We start from the raw sequence: 391 nt of genomic DNA, 5'->3' as shown, positions 1-391 counted from the left end.
GTATATTTCAGCCGTGACGCTTCGGTATCGCTCTGCTGCTGCGCATTTTTGTCCTGTTGAGTCTGCTGCTCAGCCTTCTTTCGGGCGGCTTCAAGCGCAAGACGGGCCTTTTCACGATCATCCCAGTAACGCGCCCGCGCTTCATCGTTAACAAAATAATCATCCTTGCGCAGATTCCAGATGTCGTCTGCTTTCTTATACGCAGCCTCTGCCTTAATCAGCATCTCCTGCGCGGTATCAGGACGACCAATATCCAGCACCGCATCCCACATGGATTTGAATGCCCGCGCAGTCCTGTCTGCCCAGGTCTCCAGCGTGCCCATGTTCTCTTTCAGGCGGCGGGTCTGGTCATCAAACCCTTTCGTTGCGGCCTCGTTCGCCGCCTGCAATG

Annotated in this window: 1 pseudogene; it reads right to left on the bottom strand. The window is 55.2% G+C overall.

The features are described 5' to 3' along the window. Positions 1–391 (bottom strand): annotated as a pseudogene (locus CBF90_RS16885) (phage tail tape measure protein); the annotation flags it as partial.

Origin of the sequence: Microbacterium sp. AISO3 (assembly GCF_002204305.1) — a bacterium.
GTDB lineage: Bacteria > Actinomycetota > Actinomycetes > Actinomycetales > Microbacteriaceae > Microbacterium > Microbacterium arborescens.
This window is presented reverse-complemented; position numbering and strand designations above follow the sequence as displayed.